Source organism: Paraflavitalea devenefica, from assembly GCF_011759375.1.
GTDB classification, from domain to species: domain Bacteria; phylum Bacteroidota; class Bacteroidia; order Chitinophagales; family Chitinophagaceae; genus Paraflavitalea; species Paraflavitalea devenefica.
In genome coordinates, this window is sequence record NZ_JAARML010000003.1 from 606,124 (window position 1) to 629,331 (window position 23,208).

The 23,208-nt window shown below is 47.0% G+C and carries 15 protein-coding genes; 10 read left to right on the forward strand and 5 right to left on the reverse strand.

All coding sequences use genetic code 11. The features are described from left to right. Nucleotides 1-214: 214 nt before the first annotated feature. The 6 genes from rpoB (at nt 215) to HB364_RS20850 (ending at nt 12,954) form a co-directional block, all read left to right on the forward strand. Complete coding sequence (gene rpoB, locus HB364_RS20825) at nt 215-4,018, forward strand: DNA-directed RNA polymerase subunit beta (protein ID WP_167290248.1); 3,804 nt, start codon at nt 215-217, stop codon at nt 4,016-4,018. 114 nt (nt 4,019-4,132) lie between these two features. Then, nucleotides 4,133-8,425 (forward strand): DNA-directed RNA polymerase subunit beta', encoded by a 4,293-nt coding sequence (gene rpoC / locus HB364_RS20830; protein WP_167290249.1) that lies wholly within the window; start codon nt 4,133-4,135, stop codon nt 8,423-8,425. 214 nt (nt 8,426-8,639) lie between these two features. Next, nucleotides 8,640-9,230, forward strand: a complete 591-nt coding sequence (locus HB364_RS20835; RefSeq protein WP_167290250.1) for an OmpH family outer membrane protein — start codon at nt 8,640-8,642, stop codon at nt 9,228-9,230. A 159-nt stretch (nt 9,231-9,389) separates the two neighbouring features. After that, entirely contained in the window at nt 9,390-10,832 is a 1,443-nt protein-coding gene (locus HB364_RS20840; protein ID WP_167290251.1) for an APC family permease, read from the forward strand. 83 nt (nt 10,833-10,915) lie between these two features. Further along, nucleotides 10,916-11,911: a bifunctional heptose 7-phosphate kinase/heptose 1-phosphate adenyltransferase gene (locus HB364_RS20845; RefSeq protein WP_167290252.1), complete on the forward strand. Its 996-nt coding sequence runs from the start codon at nt 10,916-10,918 to the stop codon at nt 11,909-11,911. Between the two features lie 140 nt (nt 11,912-12,051). After that, nucleotides 12,052-12,954, forward strand: coding sequence for a ribonuclease Z (locus HB364_RS20850; RefSeq protein WP_167290253.1), 903 nt, complete (start codon nt 12,052-12,054; stop codon nt 12,952-12,954). A 112-nt stretch (nt 12,955-13,066) separates the two neighbouring features. Here HB364_RS20850 and dapA read toward each other — a convergent pair whose 3' ends face one another. The 4 genes from dapA to HB364_RS20870 all read right to left on the reverse strand — a co-directional run bounded on the left by dapA (nt 13,067) and on the right by HB364_RS20870 (nt 17,215). Then, complete coding sequence (dapA, locus tag HB364_RS20855) at nt 13,067-13,948, reverse strand: 4-hydroxy-tetrahydrodipicolinate synthase (protein ID WP_167290254.1); 882 nt, start codon at nt 13,946-13,948, stop codon at nt 13,067-13,069. A gap of 289 nt (nt 13,949-14,237) precedes the next feature. Continuing rightward, nucleotides 14,238-15,209 carry an acetyl-CoA carboxylase carboxyltransferase subunit alpha gene (locus tag HB364_RS20860; RefSeq protein WP_167290255.1) on the reverse strand — a complete coding sequence of 324 codons (972 nt, stop codon included), beginning with the start codon at nt 15,207-15,209 and terminating at the stop codon, nt 14,238-14,240. 165 nt (nt 15,210-15,374) lie between these two features. Beyond that, the gene (locus HB364_RS20865) at nt 15,375-16,847 is read right to left on the reverse strand and encodes a M56 family metallopeptidase (RefSeq protein WP_167290256.1); all 1,473 of its coding nucleotides are present in this window, start codon (nt 16,845-16,847) and stop codon (nt 15,375-15,377) included. Next, on the reverse strand, nt 16,844-17,215 hold the full coding sequence (locus HB364_RS20870; RefSeq protein ID WP_167290257.1) for a BlaI/MecI/CopY family transcriptional regulator: 372 nt from the start codon (nt 17,213-17,215) through the stop codon (nt 16,844-16,846). The genes HB364_RS20865 and HB364_RS20870 overlap by 4 nt, the downstream gene beginning before the upstream one ends. Before the next feature lie 178 nt (nt 17,216-17,393). Between HB364_RS20870 and HB364_RS20875 the strand changes: the two genes are divergently transcribed. Further along, entirely contained in the window at nt 17,394-18,206 is an 813-nt protein-coding gene (locus tag HB364_RS20875) for an alpha/beta hydrolase (protein ID WP_167290258.1), read from the forward strand. An 89-nt stretch (nt 18,207-18,295) separates the two neighbouring features. Here the strand turns inward: HB364_RS20875 and HB364_RS20880 are convergent, their stop codons facing one another. Further along, the gene (locus HB364_RS20880) at nt 18,296-20,263 is read right to left on the reverse strand and encodes a M1 family metallopeptidase (protein WP_167290260.1); all 1,968 of its coding nucleotides are present in this window, start codon (nt 20,261-20,263) and stop codon (nt 18,296-18,298) included. A gap of 124 nt (nt 20,264-20,387) precedes the next feature. Between HB364_RS20880 and HB364_RS20885 the strand changes: the two genes are divergently transcribed. The 3 genes from HB364_RS20885 to HB364_RS20895 all read left to right on the forward strand — a co-directional run bounded on the left by HB364_RS20885 (nt 20,388) and on the right by HB364_RS20895 (nt 23,192). After that, on the forward strand, nt 20,388-21,254 hold the full coding sequence (locus HB364_RS20885) for an MBL fold metallo-hydrolase (RefSeq protein ID WP_167290261.1): 867 nt from the start codon (nt 20,388-20,390) through the stop codon (nt 21,252-21,254). Nucleotides 21,255-21,369: 115 nt separating this feature from the next. Further along, the gene (locus tag HB364_RS20890) at nt 21,370-21,915 is read left to right on the forward strand and encodes an RNA polymerase sigma-70 factor (protein ID WP_167290262.1); all 546 of its coding nucleotides are present in this window, start codon (nt 21,370-21,372) and stop codon (nt 21,913-21,915) included. 98 nt (nt 21,916-22,013) lie between these two features. After that, the gene (locus tag HB364_RS20895; protein WP_167290263.1) at nt 22,014-23,192 is read left to right on the forward strand and encodes a FecR family protein; all 1,179 of its coding nucleotides are present in this window, start codon (nt 22,014-22,016) and stop codon (nt 23,190-23,192) included. The last annotated feature ends 16 nt before the right edge of the window (nt 23,193-23,208 follow it).

Consider the following 23,208-nt stretch of genomic DNA (forward strand, 5'->3'; position numbering starts at 1 on the left):
TTTTGTGAAATATTGAGGTTTTTTCATTACCTTTGCCGTCCATTTTTCACAATGCTAATTAGCTGGGGTACGTTATTACATGGCCAAATTTACATAACTACTTCATTTTCATGACACAGAGAACTTAATTGTTCTCCTGTGATTTTTTTGTGTATAGACGATTTTTGATGATTTTTTGAACGTTCGAACAACTAAAAAACCGGTTTTAATCAATATGTCTTCAACAAAATTGCAAAGCAGGATCAACTTTGGTAAGATCAAAAATTTAGCCGAAGCTCCTGACCTACTCGAAGTACAGATTCAATCATTCAAAGAATTTTTCCAGTTAGAGACTACTCCGGACAAGCGTAACATCGAAGGGTTATTCAAGGTGTTCAAGGAGAACTTCCCCATCACCGACACGCGTAACATCTTCGTGCTGGAGTTCCTGGATTACTTCATTGACCCGCCCCGCTATACCATCGAAGAGTGTATGGAGCGTGGATTGACTTATGCTGTTCCGCTGAAAGCGAAACTGCGCTTAAGCTGTAATGACGAGGAACACGTTGATTTCCAAACTATTGTACAGGATGTGTTCTTAGGGAACATTCCTTACATGACTCCTCGTGGTACTTTCGTGATCAATGGTGCTGAGCGGGTGGTTGTATCGCAGTTACACCGTTCACCCGGTGTATTCTTCGGTCAATCCATTCACCCCAATGGTACCAAGATCTACTCTGCCCGTGTGATCCCCTTCAAGGGCGCCTGGATGGAGTTTGCCACAGATATCAATAACGTGATGTATGCCTACATCGACCGTAAAAAGAAATTCCCGGTAACAACCCTGTTGCGTTCTATCGGTTACGAAACTGATAAGGACATCCTGGAACTCTTCGGTATGGCCGATGAGGTGAACGGTGACCTGAAATCACTGAAAGGCTACCTGGGCAAACGCCTGGCTGCCCGCGTATTGAGAACCTGGGTAGAAGACTTCGTGGATGAAGATACCGGTGAGGTAGTATCCATTGAGCGTAACGAAGTGGTGCTGGAGCGCGATACCGTGCTGGATGAAGAAGCCATCGAGATGATCGCCGACATGGACGCGAAAAGCGTATTCGTACAAAAAGAAGATGTGGGTGGTGATTTCGCGATCATCTACAACACATTGAACAAAGATACTTCCAACAGTGAGCTGGAAGCGGTGCAACACATCTATCGCCAGTTGCGCGGCGCTGACGCTCCTGATGATGAAACCGCCCGCGGTATCATCGACAAGTTATTCTTCAGCGACAAGCGTTATGACCTCGGCGAGGTTGGCCGTTACAAGATCAACCGCAAGCTGAACCTGAACCAGCCGCTGGAGCAAAAAACACTGACCAAAGAAGATATCATCGAGATCATCAAGTACCTCGTTCGCCTGACGAACGGTAAAGCGGAAATTGATGATATTGATCACCTCAGCAACCGTCGTGTACGTACCGTAGGTGAGCAGTTATATGCTCAGTTCGGTGTTGGTCTGGCCCGTATGGCCCGTACCATCCGTGAGCGTATGAACGTCCGGGACAATGAGGTGTTCACTCCGGTTGACCTGATCAATGCCCGTACATTGTCATCTGTGATCAACTCCTTCTTTGGTACTTCTCAGTTGTCTCAGTTCCTTGACCAAACCAACCCGCTGAGTGAGATCACGCACAAGCGTCGTATCTCCGCACTCGGACCTGGTGGTTTGAGCCGGGAGCGTGCAGGCTTTGAGGTTCGTGACGTACACTATAGCCACTACGGTCGTCTGTGTACCATCGAAACACCGGAAGGTCCGAACATCGGTCTGATCTCTACGCTGTGCGTACACGCGAAGATCAACGAGATGGGCTTTATCGAAACACCTTACCACAAGGTGGACAATGGTAAAGTAGACCTGAAGAAACTGACATTCTTAAGTGCAGAAGAAGAAGATATAGCCAAGATCGCCCAGGCCAGCGCGCCATTGGACGAGAAAGGTCATTTCGTAGAAGAGAAGATCGCTTCCCGTCAAACAGGTGACTTCCCGATCCTTGAAAAAGAAGAGGTGGAGTTCATGGACGTAGCGCCTAACCAGATTGTAGGTTTGAGTGCTTCGCTGATTCCGTTCCTGGAGCATGATGACGCCAACCGTGCGTTGATGGGATCAAACATGCAACGTCAGGCTGTGCCGCTTATCCGTCCTGAAAACCCCATCGTGGGTACAGGTCTGGAAGGTAAGGCTGCCCGTGATGCGCGGGTTCAGATCCTGTCTGAAGGTGAAGGTGTTGTAGAGTATGTAGATGGTAGTGAAATTCATGTTCGTTACGATCGTACAGAAGGTGACCGCCTGGTGAGCTTCGAAGACGATCTGAGAATATATAAACTGACCAAGTTCATTAAAACGAACCAGGAAACCTGTATTAACCATAAGCCGGCTGTTAAGAAAGGCCAGCGTATGAAAAAAGGCGACTTCCTTACTGAAGGCTACGCTGTACAGGCTGGTGAACTGGCCCTGGGTCGTAACCTCCGCGTGGCATTCATGCCCTGGAAAGGTTACAACTTCGAGGATGCCATCGTTATCAATGAAAAAGTAGCCCGCGAAGACCTGTTCACTTCTATCCATATTTCCGAATATGAACTGGAAGTGCGCGACACCAAGCTGGGTGAAGAAGAACTGACACCAGATATCCCCAACGTTTCTGAAGAGGCTACCAAAGACCTCGATGAAAATGGTATCATCCGCCTGGGTGCTGCTATCAAGGAAGGTGATATCCTGATCGGTAAGATCACACCTAAAGGTGAAAGCGATCCTACTCCTGAAGAGAAGCTGTTAAGGGCCATCTTCGGTGATAAGGCAGGTGATGCCAAGGATGCTTCGCTGAAAGCACCCAACGGTGTGGAAGGTGTGGTGATCGGTAAAAAACTGTTCCAGCGCGCCAAGAAAGATAAGAACGCCAAGATCCGTGAGAAGGCAGCCCTGGAAAAACTGGAAAAGGTTCACGAAAAGAACGTAGAAGAGCTGAAGGAGTTGCTGCTGAGCAAGCTGCAAACCCTGCTGAAGGACAAACCTTCTGCCGGTGTAAACAACAACTTCGGTGAAGTGCAGATCGGTAAGGGCGCTAAGTTCAATCCGAAGAACCTGTCTTCCATTGACTATCAGAACGTGAACCCGCTGGGTTGGACTGGTGATGCTGCCATCGATGACAACATCAACATCCTGCTGCACAACTATAACATCAAGTACAACGAAGAACTCGGTCGCTATAAGAGGGAGAAATTCAACATCTCTATTGGTGATGAGTTGCCTGCCGGTGTATTGAAACTGGCTAAAGTATACCTCGCTGTTAAGCGTAAGCTGAAAGTGGGTGATAAAATGGCCGGTCGCCACGGTAACAAGGGTATCGTTGCCAAGATCGTTCGTGCAGAGGATATGCCATTCCTGCATGATGGTGAACCGGTAGATATCGTACTGAATCCCTTGGGTGTACCAAGCCGTATGAACCTCGGACAGATCTATGAAACTGTTCTTGGTTGGGCTGGTCAGAAACTGGGTGTGAAGTTCGCTACACCGATCTTTGATGGTGCTACCGTAGAAGAAATAGCGCAGCATATTGATAAGGCCAACCTGCCAAGCTTTGGTCACACCTATTTGTTTGACGGTGAAACAGGCGAGCGCTTCCACCAGAAGGCAACCGTGGGTGTGATCTACATGATCAAACTGCACCACATGGTGGATGATAAGATGCACGCCCGTTCTATCGGACCATACAGCTTAATTACTCAACAGCCGTTGGGTGGTAAGGCGCAGTTCGGTGGTCAGCGTTTTGGTGAGATGGAGGTGTGGGCACTGGAAGCATACGGTGCATCCAACATCCTGCAGGAGTTACTGACGCTGAAATCGGATGATATCATCGGCCGTGCGAAGACCTATGAGGCCATCGTGAAAGGTGATAACATTCCAAGAGCCGGTATCCCTGAATCCTTCAACGTGTTGGTGCATGAGCTGAGAGGTTTGGGTCTCGATCTGAAGTTTGAATAATTAAGGCATTGGCTATTAGCAGTTAGCTGGTAGCCAATCCCCTTTGCAGAGATAATTAAAATTACTGCCTGCAGCTAATCGCTAAAGGCTAACAGCTAAAAGCTAAATTCAAATATGGCTATTAAAAAAGATAATCGTCCCAGGGCCACCTTTTCGAAGATCACGATCGGTTTGGCTTCACCGGATTCTATTTTGGAGCGTAGCTATGGTGAGGTATTGAAGCCTGAGACTATTAACTATCGTACGTACAAGCCTGAACGTGACGGTTTGTTCTGCGAGCGTATTTTCGGACCGGTTAAGGATTATGAGTGCGCCTGCGGAAAGTACAAGCGTATCCGTTATAAGGGTATTGTGTGCGACCGTTGCGGTGTAGAAGTTACAGAGAAGAAAGTGCGTCGTGAGCGTATGGGCCACATCAAACTGGTGGTGCCAGTAGTACACATCTGGTACTTTAAGAGCTTACCTAACAAAATTGGTTACCTGTTGGGGGTAAGTTCCAAGAAACTGGAAACCATTGTTTATTATGAAAGGTTTGTAGTAATCCAGGCTGGTATCCGTGAAGATCGCGGATTAAAGATGGGTGACCTGCTTACTGAAGAAGAATATTTAGAGATCCTGGAAAATCTTCCGAAGGAGAATCAATACCTGCCTGATGAAGATCCCCTGAAGTTCATTGCCAAGATGGGCGCCGAAGCGGTACATGATATGCTGCAACGCATAGAGTTGGATACTTTGTCCTTCTCCCTGCGTAATGCTGCTGCTACCGAAACATCACAACAACGTAAGGCGGATGCCTTGAAGCGTTTGAGTGTGGTGGAAGCGTTCCGTGAAGCAAACAGCCGCATCACCAACCGTCCTGAGTGGATGGTAATGCAATACATCCCCGTTATTCCGCCGGAACTGCGTCCGCTCGTTCCCCTGGATGGCGGCCGTTTTGCATCTTCCGACCTGAACGACCTTTACCGTCGTGTGATCATCCGTAACAACCGTCTGAAGAGGTTGTTGGAGATCAAGGCGCCTGAGGTGATCCTGCGTAACGAAAAACGTATGTTGCAGGAAGCGGTAGACTCCCTGTTCGATAACAGCCGTAAATCCAATGCCGTTAAAGCAGAAGGTGGACGCGCGCTGAAATCACTGAGTGATGTACTGAAAGGCAAACAAGGACGTTTCCGTCAGAACCTGTTGGGTAAACGTGTTGACTACTCCGGCCGTTCTGTAATCGTGGTAGGTCCTGAGCTGAAACTGCACGAGTGCGGTCTGCCGAAAGACATGGCTGCCGAACTGTTCAAGCCGTTCATCATCCGTAAACTGATTGAAAGGGGTATCGTAAAAACAGTTAAATCTGCCCGTAAGCTGGTAGACCGTAAGGAAGCTGTGGTTTGGGATATCCTCGAAAACATATTGAAAGGTCACCCGGTAATGCTTAACCGTGCCCCGACACTGCACCGGTTATCTATCCAGGCCTTCCAGCCCAAGCTCATTGAAGGTAAAGCCATCCAGTTGCACCCGCTCGTGTGTTCTGCGTTCAACGCCGACTTCGACGGTGACCAGATGGCGGTACACGTTCCGCTGAGCAATGCGGCTGTATTGGAAGCACAGTTATTGATGCTGTCTTCCCATAACATCCTCAACCCGCAGAATGGTGCTCCGATGACCCTGCCTTCACAGGACATGGTACTCGGTCTGTATTACATTACCAAGGGAAGGAAAACAATGGGCGATGTAGTAGTGCGTGGTGAAGGTAAAGCCTTCTATAGTGCTGAAGAAGTGATCATCGCTTATAACGAAGCACGTGTAGACCTGCATGCTAATATCAAGGTAAAAGTTGATGTTCGTGAACATGATGGTACCCTGAAAAGAAAGTTGATCGACACTACTGTAGGTCGTATACTGTTTAACCAGTTTGTGCCTAAAGAAGTAGGTTATATCAATGCCCTGCTGACGAAGAAGAGCTTACGTGAGATCATTGGTGACATTATCAAAATCACCAACGTTCCCAAAACAGCCAAGTTCCTCGATGACATCAAGCAGCTTGGTTTCCGTACAGCCTTCCAGGGTGGTCTGTCATTCAACATCAATGACCTGATTATCCCCTCTATCAAAGAAGAAGTGCTGGATAATGCGAAAGGTGAAGTTGATGAGGTTTGGGACAACTATAATATGGGTCTTATCACGAACAACGAGCGTTATAACCAGATCGTAGACATCTGGTCACGGGTAGATACCCGCATCACTGAAACCCTCATCCGTGAGCTGAGCAGTGACAAGCAAGGGTTCAACTCCGTGTACATGATGCTTGATTCCGGCGCCCGTGGTTCCAAACAACAGATCAAACAGCTTTGCGGTATCAGGGGTCTGATGGCGAAGCCGAGAAAATCAGGTTCATCCGGAAGTGAGATCATCGAAAACCCGATCCTGTCCAACTTCAAGGGTGGTCTGAACGTATTGGATTACTTCATCTCTACGCACGGTGCGCGTAAAGGTCTGGCGGATACGGCCCTTAAAACAGCCGATGCCGGTTACCTTACCCGTCGTCTCGTAGATGTTGCCCAGGACGTTGTTATTACAGAAGAAGATTGCGGTACACTGCGTGGTATTGCCATCAGTGCACTGAAAGATAATGAAGAGGTAGTAGAGCCACTGTACGATCGTATCATTGGCCGTACTTCCCTGCATAATGTATACAATCCTGAAAATGACGGACTCATTATAGAAGCTGGCTCCGTTATTACAGAAGATATTGGTAAAGAAATTGAAGAAGCCGGCATTGAAACTGTAGAGATCCGCTCTGTACTGACCTGCGAAAGCAAGCGTGGTGTGTGCGTGAAATGTTATGGTAAGAACCTGGCTACCGGTAACATCACACAGAAAGGTGATGCGGTAGGTATCATCGCTGCCCAGTCAATCGGTGAGCCTGGTACACAGCTTACACTGCGTACCTTCCACGTGGGTGGTGTGGCTGGTTCTGCTTCTGTAGAATCATCACTCATCGCTAAGTTTGACGGTACTGTACAGTTTGATGGTCTGCGTTCTGTAGCCGCTGAAGATAATGAAGGCAACAAGATACAGGTAGTAATTGGCCGTACGGGTGAGTTACGGATCGTGGATGTGAAGAATGACCGCCTGCTCATCACCAATAACGTGCCTTATGGTGCTACCCTGCAAGTGAAAGATGGACAGAATGTGAAGAAAGGTGATGTGATCTGTACCTGGGACCCTTTCAACAACGTAGTAGTTGCTGAGATCGCCGGTCAGATCAAGTTTGAGAACGTTATTGAAGGTATCACTTACCGTGAAGAGGCCGACGAACAAACTGGTCACCGCGAGAAAGTGGTTATCGAAACGAAGGATAAGAATAAGATCCCGACCCTTATTGTAGAGGGTAAAGATGTGAAGCAGTACAACCTGCCTGTGGGCTCACATATCATTGTGGACCAAAGTGAAGATGTACGTGCCGGTCAGGTACTGGTGAAGATCCCGCGTACCCTGCGTATGCAGCGTGACATCACCGGTGGTCTGCCACGTGTAACAGAGTTGTTCGAAGCACGTAACCCGGGTAACCCCGCTATCGTGTGCGAAATTGATGGTGTGGTAGCCTTCGGCGCAATCAAACGTGGTAACCGCGAGATTGTGGTAGAAGCGAAAGACGGCGTAGTGAAGAAATACCTGGTGCCATTGACCCGTCAGATCCTGGTACAGGATGGCGACTTCATCAAAGCTGGTGCAGCCCTGTCCGATGGTCAGGTTTCTCCGAGCGATATCCTCTCCATCAAGGGACCTTTCGCTGTACAGGAGTACGTGGTAAATGAAATTCAGGAAGTATACCGCTTGCAGGGTGTAAAGATCAACGATAAGCACATTGAGGTGATCGTAAGGCAGATGATGAAGAAAGTTGAGATCGTTGACCCAGGTGATACACGCTTCCTGGAGGAAGATCTGGAAGACCGCTTTGACTTTAACGAAGAGAACGACTGGATCTTTGATAAAAAGGTAGTGAGTGATCCGGGTGAAAGCTCCAAGCTGCGCGCCGGTCAGATTGCCAGCCTGCGTGAGATCCGTGAAGAGAACTCCCTGCTGCGTCGTTCCGATAAGAAACCGGTGGAATTCCGTGATGCCAATCCGGCCACTTCTCATCCGGTTCTGTTGGGTATTACCAAAGCATCACTGGGTACACAAAGCTGGATCTCAGCGGCTTCGTTCCAGGAAACAACGAAGGTACTGTCTTCAGCAGCCATCCAGGGTAAGAGCGATGACATGCTTGGTCTGAAAGAGAACGTGATCACAGGCCACCCGATCCCGGCTGGTACTGGTTTGCGTGACTTTGAGAACATGGTGGTAGGTAGCAAGGAAGAGTATGAACTGCTGCAAACTACCCGTGAAGCGATGAGCTTTGATGATGATGAGTAAGATCAGCAAGTATTTGTAAGAGATATACCAGGCAGGAAGCGAAAGCTTCCTGCTTTTTTTATTGAGGCAGATCATATAAATACATCGTTGCAAATAATGCTGTTGGGTGAATGGAATTAATTTATATCTTGTTGGTTTGATGCTATCAACGGCATGTTAAAAGTTTTAACAATTTTCTTTTAACGCAAGACTTTATCTTGCAAAAAAGGTTGGAATGAGGAATATCTCTACTATTTTAAGTATTATCGCTCTTGCGCTTACAGGTGTGTTGTTTTACCTGCATTTTACCCCTAAGGAGAAGAAGGAAGTAGCTGTGGTAACAGGTAAGAACGGAGAAAATAGTTTTAAGATCGCTTACTTTGACATTGATTCATTACAGTCCAATTATACTTTTTACAAAGATGCCCTGGAGGAAATGAAGGGGAAGGAAAGTGCTGCGAATGCGGAATTGCAGGACCTGAAAACCCGCTTCCAGAGGAGGGTCCAGCAGTTGCAGAATGAGGCAAGATCACAAGCTGATCAGGAAGCAGCGCAGAAGGAACTGTCAACCATGGAGCAGAATTACCGCAAACGCGAAGCCCAGTTGGGTGAAAACCTGCAAACGCAGCAGATGGACATGACCAAGCTCATGCGCAAACAGATCGAAGATTACCTGTCAGAATATAATAAGACAAAAGGGTATGCTTATATCTTTTCGTATGAACCGGGATTCATTATGTATTACAAGGATTCAGCGTATGATGTTACTGCTGATCTTGTAAGGGGACTCAATGAGCAATATAAGAGCAAGAAGAAAAGCAAGTAGTAGCCCACTGGAAGTAAAGACACTCAGAACTGATTAGAGTTCGTTAAAATAGGTAAACGCAGCTATCCGATAGCTGCGTTTTTTTGTGCCTTGTATATGGCTGATTTCCTTATCTTCAAGGTTATTTATTTTAAAACACTTTGACCCTTAATTACTGCTATGGCTGAAACACAACCTGCTTTTAAACCCTCACTGGGTCTGATAGACGCTACCATGGTGGTGGCCGGCTCTATGATTGGTTCCGGTATCTTTATTGTAAGCTCAGATATTACCCGCTATACCGGTAGCGCGGGCTGGCTTATTATGGTATGGCTTATCACAGGCTTCATGACTATTACAGCGGCGGTGAGTTATGGTGAGTTGAGCGGCATGTTTCCGAAAGCAGGTGGTCAGTATGTGTACCTGAAAGAAGCTTTTAATCCTTTGGCCGGATTCCTGTATGGCTGGAGCTTCTTTGCGGTAATACAAACAGCTACGATTGCAGCAGTGGCAGTAGCATTCAGCCGGTATACGGCTTACCTTGTTCCGGAGTTGGGAGAAAGTAATATCTTATTTAACATTGGCAGCCTGAAGATATCGGCCGCTCAATTGCTGGGTATCGCCCTCATCGTTTTTCTTACTTATACCAATACCAAGGGGATTAAAGGCGGTAAGATCATCCAAACAGTCTTTACTACCGTTAAGTTGCTTTCTTTATTCGGATTGATCATTTTGGGTTTCTTATTGGTCAAAAACAGCTTCTGGGAAGAGAACTGGCAAACCGGGTTGAATGCCATGCAACTGGAAAGGGACGCCAGTGGGAACTTCATAAAGGAGGGCAACTGGACTGCTATCGGCGGCACCGCTTTAATAGGCGCGATTGCAGCAGCCATGGTAGGGTCTATCTTCAGCAGTGATTCCTGGAACAACGTAACCTTTATTGCCGGTGAGATCAGGAATCCCAAGCGGAATATTGGTCTTAGCCTTTTTCTGGGCACGTTGATAGTGACCATTATCTATGTTACTGCCAACCTCATGTACCTGTACGTATTACCTTTAAATGAAATAGCCTTTCCAGAGGGAGAGCGGGTGGCAGTGTCTGCTTCCAACTCCATTTTTGGAAGTAATGGCTCCATTGTTATTGCCGTAATGATCATGATCTCCACCTTTGGTTGCAACAATGGACTTATCCTTGCAGGCGCCAGGGTATATTATACCATGGCCAATGACGGGCTGTTCTTTAAGAAAACAGGTACCCTTAATAAGAATGCGGTGCCTGAGTTTGCCTTGTGGCTGCAATGTATCGTGGCTTCTGTATTATGCCTCAGCGGCGGCTACGGCGATCTGTTGGATATGATCTCTTTTGTGGTAGTATTGTTCTATGCGCTTACCATTGCAGGTATTGCTGTATTGCGGAAGAAGAGACCCGATATCGAGCGTCCCTATAAAGCTTTCGGATACCCGGTATTGCCGGCTATATACATCATGTTGGCCCTGACCTTTTGCGTATTCCTGATCATCATGAAACCCGTATACGCAGGCGCCGGCCTGGGTATTGTACTGGTGGGCATACCCCTGTACTATATAGCCGTGTCCCGGAAAAAAGCGGCGATAGACCTCTAAGGCGCAATTTATTCGGCGGAGTAGCCTATAGAAGGCTCTGCGGAAAATGCAATATCTTGCGCGTGCTAAAAGAACGTCATCATATGGCTATCATTGATTTCGATAAATTATTTGCTCAGTTCGGTGGTATCAAAATAGGGGTAGTGGGCGATGTGATGCTGGATACCTATTGGTGGGGGCATGTAGACCGTATTTCGCCGGAAGCGCCGGTACCCGTGGTGGCCCTGGATAAAAGGGAACACCGCATTGGCGGAGCGGGAAATGTGGCCCTGAACCTGGTGTCCCTGGGAGCACAGGTAGCCGCTTTGTCGGTAACGGGTAAGGACGATGATGGCCAGTTATTAAAAGGGTTATTTAACCAGGCCGGGATCAATACCACTTACCTGTTGGAGTCATCCAACCGTATTACTACCAATAAAGTGCGCATTATAAGCCGTAACCAGCAAATGATGCGCCTCGATTCAGAAACGACCAAAGATCTTTCCCCGGCCGATGAACAGGCCCTGTTACAACAGATAGAGCAATATATTATTACTGAAAAGCCACAGGCCATTATACTGGAGGATTATAACAAAGGGGTACTTACCGAAAAGGTGATCAAAGCAGTAATAGCCCTTTGTAAACAACACCAGGTGATTACTACGGTAGACCCCAAACGTAAGAATTTCTTTGCCTATGCAGGGGTAGACATTTTTAAGCCCAATATGAAAGAGGTGAAGGATGGATTGAACCTGCTGGTGGAAGAGGTGAACATGGCCACCCTGTCGGATATTCATCAACAGTTGCAGGAAAAACTGCATCATCATATCTCCTTCATTACGCTTTCCGAGAAAGGCGTATTTTATCATAACCAGGAAGCATCCCGCATCATTCCTTCCCATTTACGCAATATAGCCGATGTATCCGGGGCTGGTGACACCGTGATTGCGGTAGCCTCCCTGATCTATACGGCTACAAAAAGCATTGACCTCATGGCCGAAGTGGCCAATATAGCCGGTGGCCTGGTATGTGAGGAAGTAGGTACCGTAGCCATTAATAAAGAGAAATTACTGAATGAGTGCAAGCTGTTGCTGAAATAAGGATATTTGCCAGACATTTTACGTACAATTGAATGTTATTGATTTACGTTATTAGGTGGTAATCAGTTATTTTAGCGGTGATAAGCAGCAGAATGGGCTGTATGATCGTCTTATCGGCAGTTTAACCCTTTATTTACGGAATGCTCGCAGTCACTATCCTGGGGAATAATTCAGCGTTACCGGCATACGACCGGCATCCGACTTCACAACTGGTGACGTTGGACGATCATTTATTCCTGGTAGATTGCGGGGAGGGTACCCAGGTACAACTATCAAAATACCGTATTCGCTGGGGGCGCATCAACCATATCTTCATTTCGCACCTGCATGGCGACCATTATTTTGGCCTGCCCGGCTTTATCAACAGCATGGGGCTCTTACACCGGGAACATGAGCTTCATCTGTTTGCCCCCGCTCCCCTGAAAGAAATACTGGACCTTCAATTAAAGGCGGCTGCTACCATCCTGCCTTACCAACTGCATTTTCATCCTTTACAGGAGGAAGGGGTATTGGTAAAGACCGACCGGTTTAAGATATCCTGTTTTACCACCAAGCACCGCATTCCCTGCTGGGGTTTCCGTTTTGACCAGGTAAAAGCGCCGCGGCGTGTGAATCCTGAAAAAGCGATCCGGCATGAGGTACCGGCCTCTTTCTATGACCGGCTTAAGCAGGGGGAAGATTATGAGACAAAAACCGGGCAACGCATCCTCAATGATTGGGTCACAGACCCGGCGCCAAAGCCCCAGTCTTATGCCTATAGTGCAGATACGCTCTATGATGAAGAGCTGATTGATAAAGTGAAGGGGGTGGATATCCTGTATCACGAAACTACCTACCTGAAAGACCTCAACGACCGGGCCGCCAGCCGCTTCCATTCTACAACCACCCAGGCTGCCTGTATTGCGAAAAAGGCCAATGTGGGCCGTTTACTGATCGGTCACTTCAGCTCCAAATATGATAAGCTGGATATCTTCCAGGAAGAAGCCTGTGAAGTGTTTCCCAATACTGATTTAGCGTTGGAAGGCGTTACCTATAAGGTATGAGTCTGATGTCCAGGGGGCGAAAACTACATTCCTGTCAGGAGATAAAAAAAGGCGCAAAGCCATTCCCAAAGTAGAAATATGCTTCACGCCGCTTACTAACCCAGTTTGTTTATTATTTCTTCAGGTATGCTTTTACCTGTTGATACAGCTCACTGCTCAGCGGTGTCATTGGCAGCCGCAGGTTATTGGCAATCAGTCCCAGCTCAGTTAAGAATGCTTTCACTCCAGCCGGGTTATTCTCTGCAAACATCAGGTCGTATGCTTCTATCAGTTGATCATTCAGTTTTTTAGCGTTCACCACATCTGCTTTCAGGCTATAGCGCACCATATCTGTGAAGGCTTTCGGGAATGCATTGGCGGCCACACTGATCACGCCATCCATACCAGTGGCTACCTGTGCAAAGGTCAATGCGTCATCACCGCTCACTACCAGGAAGTCGGCCGGGCGGTCGCGCAGGATAAGGCTGCATTGGGCCATATCGCCACTGGCTTCTTTGATACCGGCAATGTTCGCTACCTCGTTGGCCAGGCGCAGGGTAGTGGCGGCAGTCATATTACGGCCTGTTCTGCCGGGTACATTGTACAGCAGAATGGGTTTGGGAGAGGCGGCTGCCAGCATTTTATAATGCTGGTAAATACCTTCCTGTGAGGGCTTGTTATAATAAGGGCTGGCGCTCAGTACAGCCGCGGCCTTCTCAAGCGGGAAATATTGCAGGTCTTTCAGCAGTTCCTGTGTATCATTACCACCAATACCTACTACTACCGGCACACGGCCACCTACCTTTTCATACGTGTAGTCTATAATGTTTTTCTTCTCCTGCTTATTGAGGGTAGGGGTTTCGCCGGTAGTGCCCAGCGTCACTACATACTCAACGCCACCCTTGATGACAAAATCAATGAGTTTGCCTAATGCGTCGAAATCCACTGCTGAATCAGCTTTGAATGGGGTAACCAGTGCTACGCCTGTACCTGCTAACGTTTGCCTGAGCGACATGCTATTGTTGGTTTTATGATTGATGATCGAATAGGAAAAACACCGGCAACAAAAAAGCCCTCCTGTTACAGGAAGGCTTCAATATATTTCAGACATACAAAACTGTCCTTAACCTTCCCCGTACATGGAGTGTTTCTTGACTTGCTTTGTATGTTTCTTTATCAGTTGCATGATGAGGGCCAAAAATAATCAGCAAATATATTCCACCCAAATTTTTCTAAGTGAAACTGCCTGTATATCTATAAACAATGACTTTATATGTAAGTCAGACAGCAAAAAAGGGCAGCTTTTAGATCTCATCCCAGAAGCCCATCTTACCAAACTTCTCAATGCGCTTTTGGATGCGTTCCTCAGGCGTTAACTGGCTCAGTTCATTGATGGTATTGATCAGGTAAGGTTTCAGCAGGTTAGCGGCTTCTGCATAATCCCAGTGAGCGCCTCCAACAGGTTCCGGAATGATCTCATCAATCAGGCCAAACTGGTGCATATAATCCGGTGTAAGCTTCAACTGTTCGGCTGCTTTTTCTTTCTGGTCCCAGCTACGCCATAAAATGGAACTGCAGCTTTCGGGGGAAATAACCGTATACCAGGTATTTTCCAGCATAAACACACGGTCGCCCACACCGATACCCAGGGCGCCACCAGAGGCTCCTTCACCGATTACCACGCAGATCACAGGCACTTTAAGCCGCATCATTTCATAGATGTTGCGGGCAATGGCTTCCCCTTGTCCTCTTTCTTCTGCTTCCAGGCCGGGATAAGCGCCGGGCGTATCTATCAGGGTAATTACCGGCTTATTGAATTTCTCGGCCAGTTTCATCAGGCGCAGGGCCTTGCGGTATCCTTCGGGATTGGCCATACCAAAATTGCGTAACTGGCGGGCCTTTGTATTAATACCTTTTTGTTGTCCGATCACCATGACTGTTTTGCCATCCAGGGAGGCAAAACCGCCTACCATGGCTTTATCGTCCCGTACATTGCGGTCGCCATATAACTCCACAAAATCAGTCGTCAGCTTATCAATGTATTTGAGGGTATAGGGACGGTCGGGATGGCGGCTCAACTGTACTTTTTGCCAGGGGGTGAGGTTCTGGGTGATGGCCCTACGGGTTTCTATTACCCGTTCTTCCAGCTTCTTTATGGGGTCGCTCAGGTCAATCTTGCTTTTTTCAGCCTTTTGCTTCAGCCCTTCAATATCATCAAACAGTTCTTTAATGGGTCTTTCAAAATCCAGAAATTGGCGGTTTTTGTCTTGCGGCATAAACAGGAAATATAAAGCTGTAAAATTAAGGGTTGAGACCTTTTTTTACGAATGTTTCTTAATGGCGGCTAATGTATTGCCAAAAAGCCCGTCCATCAGGCAATGGAGCGGGCAAAGGGGCCGGGCGGCGGGGAATAAACTGTAAGATGTTGATAATGAATAGACTTATTTCTTTTTTGCACGAACTTTAAGATCCACCTTTTTAATCACGTATACCGACTCTTCTCCTTCTGTATACATACGATTATAACTTTCCTGGGTATAGAGGTCTACCTGCACATAGTGCTTGCCATAATTAACCGCATTTTTAGCGAGCCTGCTTTCGTAGTAGAGGGCAAAGTCTTCGGGCTTGTGGCTGGCCAGTTCGGCATTGCTGATGCGTTTACTATCAATCCATACTCCATACATGGCAGCATCGCCCCAGGATTGAAGCTGGGCGGTGGTGGGCGATTTGCGGACTGGTGGTTTGCTAAATATCACTGCTGGGAATTCCCTCCTTTGTTGGTCACTCATATCGGCATATATGGCCTTCAGCTTTTGTTTGTCTTCTTTGGAGTACCTATAGCTGATAACTTTGCCCTCGGGGGTAGCTCCTTTGTCAACGAGCTGTTTGAACTCATTCAATTGTTCCGCTGATGCGCCGGGTCCTGGTGGTAAAGTCTTTTCAAGCGAAAGAATTATTGGTTTTCTTTTGAGTGGAGTTGTATCCTGCGCTTCTCCTTCCGGAGCTACTTTCTCCGGCACTTTCTTTGCCGGCGCCTTTTTTTCCTGCGCATAGGTTCTTTCGCTGAATAAGACAACCGCTGCCAGGAATAATGGTAGTAAGGCCAGTTGCAGGCAAACAATTCGTTTGCTGTTGGGGGCTTTTGTCATCATGGTTAACCGTTTTTTGGTGATAAAATAATTGAAGCTGCTGGCGGGCGACACAGCGGGCTGTTGTTGTATTTTCTCCAATAACAAATGCTGGTAACTGCGAATGTCAGGATGTGTTTTGATAACGGTATCATCAGCCTGCAGTTCATGGTTGAGCTGAATGGACCTTTTATAAAATATCCAGGCAGGATTCAGCCAGCAAAAGACCAGCAGGAGTTCTATGAACAATACATCCCAGGAATGCTTTTGCCGTATATGCGATAATTCATGGGTAAGTAATACCGTACGGGTACCGGGATTGTTATAATCTGCCTGGCTGATAAAAATATAATGAAGAAAGCTATGGGCAGGAATATCATGATTGGTCAATACCAGCCTGGCTCCCTGGTAGGGCAGCACGTTATTACCGGCTATCGCTTGCCGGATGCGGTATAGGTTCAGCAGGAAACGGGTTAATAGAATGCCGGTGATCAGCACATACACGATCATGCCGGCCTGCAATAAGGATAACCCCTTTTCTGTTGTTACAGGCTGTGCCGGTGCGGTTTCTTCCAAAGTGATCACCAGGGGAAGGGGAATGTCTTCCGGTACGATGGAATCGGGTTTTACCTCAAAGGTGATGAAGGGCACCAGCAGGGAAAACAAGATGCTGAATAATAAATACCCCCTGTTGAATGCGTACATCTTTTCGCGCTGTAACAGGAACCTGTATACCAGCAGCAATAAAATGGAACATACCGTGGCTTTGATAATGTAGGTGATCATTTTTTCTTTTTTTCAATTTCCTGGTCAATGATCTTTCTTAATTCTTCCAGTTCCTTTGCCGTGAGTTTGGTGGATTTGGTAAAGAAAGAAGCAAACTGCAGGGCACTGTCATTGAAGAAATGCTTGATCATGCCATTTACATGTTTTGAAAAATAATCTGTCTTTTTAACCTTAGGGTAATACTGCCGGGAATTACCGAATAGCTTATGGTCTACAAACCCCTTATCCTGCATTCTTTTCAGCAGGGTAACTACCGTAGTTGTAGCCGGCTTAGGGTCCGGGAAACAATCTATCAGGTCTTTCAGGAAAGCCTTGTCCAACTGCCAGAGGTATTCCATTAATTGCTCTTCTGCTTTGGTTAATTGCATGCTCTACATATTTAGATGTTGTTCTACAAATGTAGAACAATGTTCTACTCAAACAAATATATTTTTTAGTAACAAGCTGCTGTTAGCCTGTAGGCTCTCAGCAGGAATTCCTTGCCGCAGCTTTTTTTATATATTTACACCTCACTATTAATTCATTACATACCTAATGATTCGCCACATGTTTAAAAGAGTAATTGCTATCACTTTGTTAATGTTGTTGGTTGTTTGTGTTTTTGCCGGTACCGTAGATACTGTCACTACTTTCAGTCCTTCCATGAAAAAAGATATTAAAGCAGTAGTGATCAGGCCGGTGGCTTATGATAAAAGTAAGGCCTATCCGGTGGTATACCTGCTGCATGGATACAGCGGTAACTATGCCGACTGGGTGAAGAAAGTAAAGGCCTTGCCGGAGTATGCAGACCAGTATAATATCATCATCGTGTGCCCGGATGGTAATTTTTCCAGTTGGTATTTTGACAGCCCGGCAGATAATACCTGGAAATATGAAACCTATGTATCCAAAGAACTGGTCAACTGGATAGACGATCATTACAGCACCATTAAAAGCAAAACAGGCAGGGCCATTACCGGTCTGAGTATGGGAGGGCATGGTGCTTTATACCTTGCCTTTCGCCACCAGGATGTATTTGGTGCAGCAGGCAGCATGAGCGGCGGAGTAGACCTGCGGCCTTTCCCCCTGAATTGGGACATTGCCAAACGCATTGGCAGTTATAAAGACAATCCGGAGCAATGGGAGAAGAACAGTGTCATTAATCTTACGCATTTACTGGCGAAGGATGCGCCGACCCTGATCATTGACTGCGGTACAGGCGATTTCTTTTATAAAGTGAATGTAAACCTGCACGAAAAATTATTGGAAAGGAATATCCCGCACGATTTCATTTCCCGGCCAGGCGCTCATAACTGGGAGTATTGGGAGAATGCAGTGAGCTATCAGCTCTTGTTTATGAGTAAGTATTTTAAGAAATAGATATTCTGGTAAAAAGAAGCAAGTGGTAAATGGCAAGTGGCGAGTGGGTATTCACCACTCGCCACTTGCTTCTCGCTACTTGCCGGCTTCTAAAATCCCTGCTTCGGCCAGCTATTATCTTTCTGATCTACATCCGGTAATGTATTATCAGGGTCAATGGTTACCCGCTGTACTTTAGAAGTAGATTTATAAATAAACTTCCAGGTAGCGCCATGCTGCCATATTTCCACCGGCAGTTGCACGCGGCCCTTCTTGCCATTTTCTTCTGTTACTTCTACCACTACAGGCATCGGTAACTTCTCCAGGTTGGAAATCGTGATAATGCTTCCTTTTGTACTATCATTCTGTACATAGGCTACATCCTGTACAGCCTGGTTGATCTTCCAGTTATTCAGGAACCAGCCTCTCCAGAACCAGTCGAGTGTTTCCCCGGCATGGTTCTCTATGCAATGGAAGAAGTCATAAGGTGTAGGATGTTTGAAAGCCCACTTGTGTACATAATAGCGGAAAGCGCTGTCGAACCGGGCGGGACCCAGGATATTCTCGCGCAATAATTGTAGGCCAAAGCCTGGCTTGCGATAAGCAACAGTGCCCAGGTTGGGGAGGCTCGTTACATCAGGTACGGTAGAAATGCTTTCTGCATTAGGTCCAAAGAATGCATTTACAAAGGTCCGTGCGTTCATAGCGCGGTTACCGGCATATTCTCCCTTGTTGAAACTCTTTTCGGCCAGTGTATTAATGAAGGTATTGAAGCCTTCATCCATCCAGGGGAATTTCCTTTCATTGCTACCTACGATCATGGGAAACCAGTTGTGGCCAAACTCGTGAGAGGTGACACCCCATAAGCCACCTTTCCTAGCCCGCACGCCGCAAAATACAATACCGGGATATTCCATACCACCTACAATACCGGCGACATTCACCGCCATTGGGTAGGTGTAGGGATACAGGTAATCAGAATAAAACTCAATAGCGCCTTTTACATATTCTGTAGAGCGGCTCCAGGCAGTATCCTGTGCTACTTCGGCAGGATAGGCCGACATAGCAAGCGATTTCTTACCACCCGGCAGGTTGATACGGGCGGCATCCCATACAAAAGAGGTAGAGCTGGCCCAGGCCACATCGCGGGTATTGAGGCATTTGAACTTCCAGGTAAGTGTTTTGGTAGCGGAGGGGCGGGTAGCAGCATCCGTTACTTCTGTGGCTGCACGCAGTAACACTGTCTTATCACTGCTTTTGGCAGCATTCCAGCGTTTGAGCTGTTCGGCGGTCAGTACTTCCTGTGGGTTCAGTAACTCTCCGGAACCTACTACAATATGGTTGGAAGGCGCAGTAATAGTATACGTGATGTCGCCATACTCCAGGTAAAACTCTCCTTGCCCCATGTAAGGCAGTGTGTTCCAGCCCTGTACATTATCATACACACACATGCGCGGGAACCATTGGGCTATTTCATAGATCCAGCCATTTTTGGTTTGCAGCCTGCCCATACGGTCGGTACCATATTCCGGCACTGTGAAATCATAGGTGATCTTCAGTTGTGTGCTGCCGCCATTGCCTTTCACAGCTTTCGGCAGCCTGATCTTCATGCGGGTATCTGTTATATCATAAGGAACAGTAGTTGCCTTTCCATTTTCAATCAAGGTGACTGATTGAATGGCATAACCACCATCAAACGCATTGCGGTTGGCCCAGCGTCCACCGGTAATATCAGTGGCGGCCACGCCCCGTGATTGCAGGCTGTAAATATTCTGGTCCAGTTGCAGCCACAGGAAGGGGAGGGACTGCGGACTGTTGTTGGTATAAGTGATCTGCACACTGCCCGCCACACGGTGTTGAACATCGTCCAACGACGCTTCAATTTTATAATCGGCTTTATTCTGCCAGTACTTTGGACCCGGCGTGCCGTCGGCTGTTCTTATTTCATCGCCATAGGCAGGATAGAAGAAGGGGGCAAAAGCTTCATGCTGGTCATACACCGAAGTGGTTTGTGCAGCGGCCTGCAGGCTCATTGCCAATAAACAACCAGTGATAAACCTTTTGGATAGAACAATCATGACAAAAAACATTGGTTTGGTGAAAGAAAGGCCTAAATATAAGTAAATGATAAAGTCGGGGCTCACCATTAATCAAATAGTATAGCTTTTTAATCTGGTAAAGATTTTAGTAATTTGCAGTCCCATGTCATTATACATCGCCTCCCTCAATTCCGGCAGCAATGGTAATTGCTATTACATCGGCAACGATGAGGATGCCATTTTTGTAGATGCGGGCATCTCCTGCCGGGAAACGGAGAAGCGCATGAAGCGCCTGGGCCTGGACATGGGAAAAGTCAAAGCCATCTTTGTATCGCATGAGCATTCAGATCATATAGCGGGTATCCCGGTGCTGGCAAAAAAACACAAGCTGCCGGTATACATCACTGCCGGAACGCTGCAACAGGGTGGTCTGCAACTGGATGCAGCACAGGTAATTCCTTTTCAGGCTTACAGCGGTGTACAGATTGGCGGACTATCAGTTTCCGCCTTTCCCAAATTCCATGATGCGTTTGATCCCCATAGTTTTACAGTATCCTCTGCTACTGTACGGGTGGGTATTTTTACAGATATTGGTAAGCCTTGTGCGCATCTTATTAACCATTTTCAGCAATGCCATGCGGCTTTCCTCGAAACCAATTATGATGAAGATATGCTCATGAACGGTCGTTATCCGGCGATGCTGAAGAACCGCATACGGGGTGGTCATGGGCACTTGTCTAATGCGCAGGCGCTGGAATTGTTTAAAGCGCACAGGCCTCCCTTCATGAGCCATCTGCTACTGTCGCACCTGTCAAAAGATAACAATGATCCTGCCCTGGTGAAAGCCTTATTCGATCAGCATACCCATAATACTGCTATCATAGTAGCCTCCCGTTTTGAAGAAACAGCTGTATACCACATTCAATCTTCCGGTGAAGCATTAACAACTGTAAAGCGGCCTGTTGAGCCTGTTGTATTGGCTGCTCCTCCTCCTGCACAGCCCAGGCAGCAGCAACTCTCCCTGTTTTAATTTTAATGGCAGGCTGAAGGGCCGGATTGCGTCTCTGCAAAAAAAAACTTAATTTCACCACCTCACCTCTACAGATACCTTACCATTCAAACCTTACTTATGTACCATATAGAAAATGACATCAGCATTTACAATAGCGGAGTATGAAATCATGTTCAGGCAACATTACAGGTTCCTTTGCCTGGTTGCTTTCCGTATTGTAAGAGACCAGGATGCTGCTGAAGATATTGTACAGGAATTCTTCCTCAATTTATGGCAACGCCGCACAGAGATCACCACCATCAACTCCTTCCAGGGATATGCAACACGGGCGGTTAAGAATCTGTCTATCAGTTTCCTTCGCAAACAGCAAACCTTATCCGACGAACAATTGAGCGCTATTCCGGATGACGCCAATCCACTGGAAGACAAGGAGATCTTTGTAGCAGGCGAATCCGTCACTTCCAAAGTAATGGAAGTGATTGAATTACTTCCTGCCGAAAGAAAAAAGATCTTCCTCTCACATGTAATTGACAGGCTTAGTTATGCCCAGATAGCTGAAAAGAACAACATATCCCTGAATACGGTGAAGACCCAGATGAAAAGGGCCTATGCCTTTGTCAGGGAGCGGGTAGCCGATGATGCATTGGGCATTATCCTCCTTTCTATCTGGCTCCGGTAGATTTCACAAGCTGATAATCAGCTAATTACTTTTTTTAAAAAAAACTTGCCAATACTGTCACCCCGCAGGCGCGTCGCTGCGACTTAATACTATCAACGATGAACATGCAACAACCATCATGGGAAAAAGTGCTGAAGGCTATCCATAGCGGTGAACGGCCAACAGAGGAGCAATGGAATAAGCTGACGTCTGAGGAACGGGAGTTGATCAACCTGTTGCAAAAGGAACAATTAACAGGCAATGCCATTGTGTTCCTGGACAGTATGAATGAAGATAAAGCCTGGCAGAAATTGTCTGGCTCCATACAACAGCCATTGACTGGCAGAAGGGTTCGTATGCGCTTCCTGCGGTACGCAGCCGTATTGGCCGGATTGTTGATGTTGGGTGCAGCGGCTTTGTTCTTGCTGAAGAATGGCAAGCGTAATGAAGAGCTGACACAGCCTGTTATTGCCGGGAAATACATTACGCAACCGGTTAATCCCAAGCAGGCGGTACTGGTATTGGCCAATGGCCAAAGCATTGAGCTCAATAAAACCCCTGATTCCACCATACGCCAGGAGCAGGTAGATGTGGTCAACATTGATACGGCCCTGCTCAGGTACACTGCCGCCGCAGATGTGCTCAGGCCAGCAGCATTTAATACACTGATCGTTCCGAGGGGAGGAAAATATAAAATTGAACTGGCCGATGGAACAGAGGTATGGTTGAATGCAGAAACGAAACTGCGTTACCCGGCTCACTTCGGTGGTGTAGCGAAGCGGGAGGTTTTTCTCGAAAGTGGGGAAGCCTATTTCAAAGTAAAACGGAATACCGCCATGCCGTTTATTGTGAAAGCAGGCGGTATGGATGTACAGGTATTGGGAACGGAGTTTAATGTGAATACCTATACATCCCGGTATGCCACCACACTGGCGCATGGATCGGTGAAACTGAGTACCGGTACTGCTGCCACAAAGCTGGAGCCAGGCCAGCAAGGCGTGTATGTCAACGGAGCCTTTACAAAGATAGCAGTAGATGTGTATACCTATACAGCCTGGAAAGACGGCCTGATCATATTTGAAGAAACACCGTTGGAAGAAGTCATGAACAATATTGGTCGCCAGTATGACTTTGCCGTTGAATTTACATCACCGCAACTGAAGGACCGGAAATTCGGTGGCATGCTGCGCAGAACTGAACAGATTGAAGATGTGCTTACCATAATAGAAAAAGTAGGATACCTAAAATTCAGTATCAGGGGAAAAACCATTCTTGTCAGCCCTGTCGTGTCAAAATAGTGCACCTTAAACGAAG

Bases quoted from the DNA above. Each gene is read 5' to 3' on its own strand.
- rpoB (WP_167290248.1), top strand. From the start codon at position 215: ATGTCTTCAACAAAATTGCAAAGCAGGATCAACTTTGGTAAGATCAAA.
- rpoC (WP_167290249.1), top strand. From the start codon at position 4,133: ATGGCTATTAAAAAAGATAATCGTCCCAGGGCCACCTTTTCGAAGATC.
- HB364_RS20835 (WP_167290250.1), top strand. From the start codon at position 8,640: ATGAGGAATATCTCTACTATTTTAAGTATTATCGCTCTTGCGCTTACA.
- HB364_RS20840 (WP_167290251.1), top strand. From the start codon at position 9,390: ATGGCTGAAACACAACCTGCTTTTAAACCCTCACTGGGTCTGATAGAC.
- HB364_RS20845 (WP_167290252.1), top strand. From the start codon at position 10,916: ATGGCTATCATTGATTTCGATAAATTATTTGCTCAGTTCGGTGGTATC.
- HB364_RS20850 (WP_167290253.1), top strand. From the start codon at position 12,052: ATGCTCGCAGTCACTATCCTGGGGAATAATTCAGCGTTACCGGCATAC.
- dapA (WP_167290254.1), bottom strand. From the start codon at position 13,948: ATGTCGCTCAGGCAAACGTTAGCAGGTACAGGCGTAGCACTGGTTACC.
- HB364_RS20860 (WP_167290255.1), bottom strand. From the start codon at position 15,209: ATGCCGCAAGACAAAAACCGCCAATTTCTGGATTTTGAAAGACCCATT.
- HB364_RS20865 (WP_167290256.1), bottom strand. From the start codon at position 16,847: ATGATCACCTACATTATCAAAGCCACGGTATGTTCCATTTTATTGCTG.
- HB364_RS20870 (WP_167290257.1), bottom strand. From the start codon at position 17,215: ATGCAATTAACCAAAGCAGAAGAGCAATTAATGGAATACCTCTGGCAG.
- HB364_RS20875 (WP_167290258.1), top strand. From the start codon at position 17,394: ATGTTTAAAAGAGTAATTGCTATCACTTTGTTAATGTTGTTGGTTGTT.
- HB364_RS20880 (WP_167290260.1), bottom strand. From the start codon at position 20,263: ATGATTGTTCTATCCAAAAGGTTTATCACTGGTTGTTTATTGGCAATG.
- HB364_RS20885 (WP_167290261.1), top strand. From the start codon at position 20,388: ATGTCATTATACATCGCCTCCCTCAATTCCGGCAGCAATGGTAATTGC.
- HB364_RS20890 (WP_167290262.1), top strand. From the start codon at position 21,370: ATGACATCAGCATTTACAATAGCGGAGTATGAAATCATGTTCAGGCAA.
- HB364_RS20895 (WP_167290263.1), top strand. From the start codon at position 22,014: ATGAACATGCAACAACCATCATGGGAAAAAGTGCTGAAGGCTATCCAT.